The organism is Bacillus sp. JJ1127 (genome assembly GCF_036965845.1).
Classification (GTDB): domain Bacteria; phylum Bacillota; class Bacilli; order Bacillales; family Bacillaceae_G; genus Bacillus_A.
This window is the reverse complement of record NZ_JBALQK010000085.1, coordinates 397-4,118: the sequence shown is the minus strand read 5'-3', so window position 1 is coordinate 4,118 and position 3,722 is coordinate 397. Positions and strand designations below refer to the sequence as shown.

Annotated in this window: 2 protein-coding genes and 1 pseudogene; 1 reads left to right on the top strand and 2 read right to left on the bottom strand. The window is 34.1% G+C overall.

Annotation, left to right across the window (positions count from 1 at the left end; translation table 11 throughout):
• Positions 1 to 275: 275 nt before the first annotated feature.
• Positions 276 to 767, top strand: coding sequence for a hypothetical protein (locus V7183_RS09930; RefSeq protein WP_097899188.1), 492 nt, complete (start codon positions 276 to 278; stop codon positions 765 to 767).
• Between the two features lie 260 nt (positions 768 to 1,027).
• Here V7183_RS09930 and V7183_RS09925 read toward each other — a convergent pair.
• Both V7183_RS09925 and helD read right to left on the bottom strand, forming a co-directional pair.
• Positions 1,028 to 1,129 (bottom strand): annotated as a pseudogene (locus tag V7183_RS09925) (cupin domain-containing protein); the annotation flags it as partial.
• Positions 1,130 to 1,180: 51 nt separating this feature from the next.
• Positions 1,181 to 3,541: an RNA polymerase recycling motor HelD gene (gene helD, locus V7183_RS09920; protein ID WP_335359364.1), complete on the bottom strand. Its 2,361-nt coding sequence runs from the start codon at positions 3,539 to 3,541 to the stop codon at positions 1,181 to 1,183.
• Between the last annotated feature and the right edge of the window lie 181 nt (positions 3,542 to 3,722).

The following is a 3,722-nucleotide window of genomic DNA, read 5'->3' as shown; positions in this document are numbered from 1 at the left end:
CTATAGGGTACATTTTAAAGCTTCCTTTCTCTTTTAATAATAAAATAGTTATTTCTTAGTAATCCCTCTGTAGAGCTTACAAAATTGTTAGCTCTTGCCTGGTTTTATAGAACAATTAAGTCCTTACTCTCACTATATATCACATTTTCCTAACCTTTATGGGCATCCACACAGTCATATAGGTTTTGACCTACATATTGTACACAAAGTAATTACTTACTGTTTTTTAGGGAATATTGGTACGCCGCCTGCCTTAAATCAATGGAGGTATGAAAATGATAAGTTTTAATTCTTTCCATGGGACCGTTACCATGATTAGTGATTTTATTGTAGGGCAAAATGCCGAAGGAGAAGGCTGCTATAAATTAATGTCTGTAGAAAACGGATTGGGGACTATAGTAAATTTCGTCGTTTCACCCACAACTTACTTTGTAGACCATGTAGTGGTGGCAATAGGAGATAAAGTGACTGGATACTATGATAGGAATGCACCTGTTCCTCTTATATATCCACCACAATACCGAGCACTTATAATGGTAAAAGATAGCCCTTATCAAAATGTCAAAGTAGATTATTTTGATAGTCAACTGAAAAGTAGTGATGGACGATTACAATTAAATATATCTCCATATACCCAAATAGTATTAACAAATGGGCAACCCTACTCAGGAAACCTTACGAACCGAAATCTAATTGTTATCTATGGAGCTACCACAAAAAGTATCCCTGCCCAAACGACACCCTATAGAATCATAGTTTGGTGTTAAAGGTTATTATAGAAAATGTCTGTATTGCTCTAACACAAAAAACTCGTCCGTTTTGGCGAGTTTTTTACTTTGTGCTGGGGTCTAGAAACTTCATATGAAGTATGTTCGTTATTTAGGCTTTTGAAAGAAAAGATTCAACTACTATTATAAAAAGCTTTTTCAATTAACCTGCCCCGTTAGCACAATAAGAAAAATGCGTCTCCACTTATTGTAGAAACGCACCCGTTAGTAAAAGAAGAAATTAATTAATCACCCAAGTCTTATTCCATAGCCAATGAATGCGCTTTAGTTACATGAACCGTACCAAATGAATGTTGTGGAGAAGCATATATAGAATAAAGTTTTAATGGCATATTACCTGTAGGAGATTACTCTGCAATGACTAATTTCATTTTACAGAGTAGTCAGTTTTTTTATTGAATCTTTTCATTTTCTAACATATACGTATCTCTGGAAACTGACTGTAAGAATGCATTCATCTCCCCTACAGAATAAATATATAACTCATGCATCGCACGTGTACACGCGGTATAAAATAATTTACGTTCACTTTCTCTACTATATTTTTTCTTCGATGCATCATAGATGATAACTGCATCAAACTCTACCCCTTTCGATAAATACGACGGGATAATTAGAATACCCGTATCAAACGAACTTGTTTCTTTTTTAATAAGACGAACTTGTAATGATTTCTGTAAAACATGATAAGCCGCTTCGCTTTCTTCTGCTGTTTTACAAATCACTGCAATTGTTTTATGCCCATTTTGCTGCAACCTTTCGATTTGCTCCACAATCTTTTTATGATGTGCTTCTCCTTCTTCCACTTCCTGTATAGTTGGCTGTTTGCCTTCACGTTGAAACGGTTCAATCTCTTCACCATCTGTAATTAATTGCTTTGTGAATTCAATAATTTGTTTTGTAGATCGGTAGCTCCGTGTAAGGATAATTTTTTCACTCAGTTCTTCCCCGTACAGCGCACTTAATTGTGAAAATTCATTTTCTGACGCATGCTCATAAATCGTCTGATTAAAATCACCTAGTATTGTCATTTTTGTATGAGGAAATATTCGTTTTAAAAACGCATATTGAAATGCAGAATAATCCTGTGCTTCATCAATAAATATATGTTGCACAGATGTATTCCTTTGCAGCTCTTCCAGCTGATCTTTCATATATAAATAAGGCGTGGCATCTTCATATGACATATAAAAACGTTGTATCTTTTCTATTGTTTCTTTACAAATTTCATTCCATCTTTGCGGTAATTTGTTTTCTTCTACAAGTTGCTTAGCAAACTGCGGATCTTTAAATAACTGGATATACAATGCTGGTGTATGAATAAATTGTAACTTTTTCACACGTCTTCGGAGTGGCTTAAAATGTTCTTTTACAACAATAGCGGCCAGCATATTTTGTTCCCGCTCAAAGTCATCGAATGTACCTTCGGAATATTCTTGTTTTTGCTGTAACTTACGGTAAACTTTTGCATATGTTTCTTTATCTAACAGCTGTATTTCTTCTTCCACCCACAATGCTTTTCTCTCTATTTTTTCTTGTTGTTTTAACTCTTTTAATAACCATTCAGAAATTAATTTTATTCGGTTTGGAATTCTTATTGATGCATCAAATTCATAAAAACGTTCTTTTATTTGTTCTTTAGAGATTATGATTTCTCCTCTAAACTTTATATCTTTAAATAACATACCTTCTTGTTTTAAATAGGCTACATACTGATCTACTACCTCAATAAAATCAGAACTTGCTTTATATTTAATTCCATCTAATCGCGTTTCATAATTTCTTTCTTTCGTTCCTGTCAATACATATTCCATTTGTGTAAACGGGTCTTCTAATTCAAATTTTTTCTCAATATGATTCTCTAAGTATTCTTGGAATGTCGTTTGCTTCATATTGTCTTCTCCAAGTTCTGGTAGTACGGTGGAAACATAGCTATTGAACATCGAGTTTGGAGAAAAGAGCACGATTTGCTCGGCGTGTAATGTATCCCGGTAACGATATAATAAATATGCAACGCGTTGAAGTGCTGCTGATGTTTTTCCACTTCCCGCTGCCCCTTGTACGACAAGCAAACGACTTGTTTCATTCCGAATGATTTGATTTTGTTCCTTTTGTATAGTTGATACAATACTTTTCATTTGTGTATTCGCATTATTTCCTAATACTTCTTGTAGCAATTTATCACCAATTGTTACGCCTGTATCAAACATACTAATAATTTGACCATTCCGAATCACATATTGGCGTTTTAAAGTCATTTCTCCTGAAATCGTCTCATTAGGTGCTACGTACTTTGCTCTTCCTAGAGAATAGTCATAATACAAGCTTGATATGGGCGCTCGCCAGTCATATACGAGAAATTGCTCTGTACTTTCATCATAAAATGAATGAATTCCAAGATATATAGATTCCCCGCTGCTTTCACCATCTTCTATAAAATCTATTCTTCCAAAGTATGGCGACTGCTGTAATCTTTTTAATCCTTTTAGTTGATTATATGCATGGCGATGACTTTGTTCTCGTTCAGATAATAACTCTGCCTGTTGCTTGATACTCGCTGCCGTTTCTACAGCTTCTTTCGCATTATCAACATTTACTGTTACATCGTCCCAAAAATGTTTTCGAATCTGGACAACATCTTTCATTGATGCACTTGCATATTGCTCTAATGTATCCATATGTTTTTCAATTTTACCGACAACTTCTTTCACACGATGTTGTTCCTGCTTCCACTCTTGCTCTATTTTCTCCATATCGCCACTCCTTATCAACTAATCATTCTGACGCTCACTATTTGATGCGATAAAAAAATTCAACTAAAAGTTTGACAAACAAGCAATTTATTTGTTATAATTAAATTGGATAATTATTTAGTTTTTTAGAAAAACAAACAGTGAGCGTTTTTTCATTGTAACACATATATATGAAAAATCA

Excerpts from the sequence above, each read along its gene's own strand:
- helD (WP_335359364.1), bottom strand. The coding sequence starts at position 3,541 with ATGGAGAAAATAGAGCAAGAGTGGAAGCAGGAACAACATCGTGTGAAA.
- V7183_RS09930 (WP_097899188.1), top strand. The coding sequence starts at position 276 with ATGATAAGTTTTAATTCTTTCCATGGGACCGTTACCATGATTAGTGAT.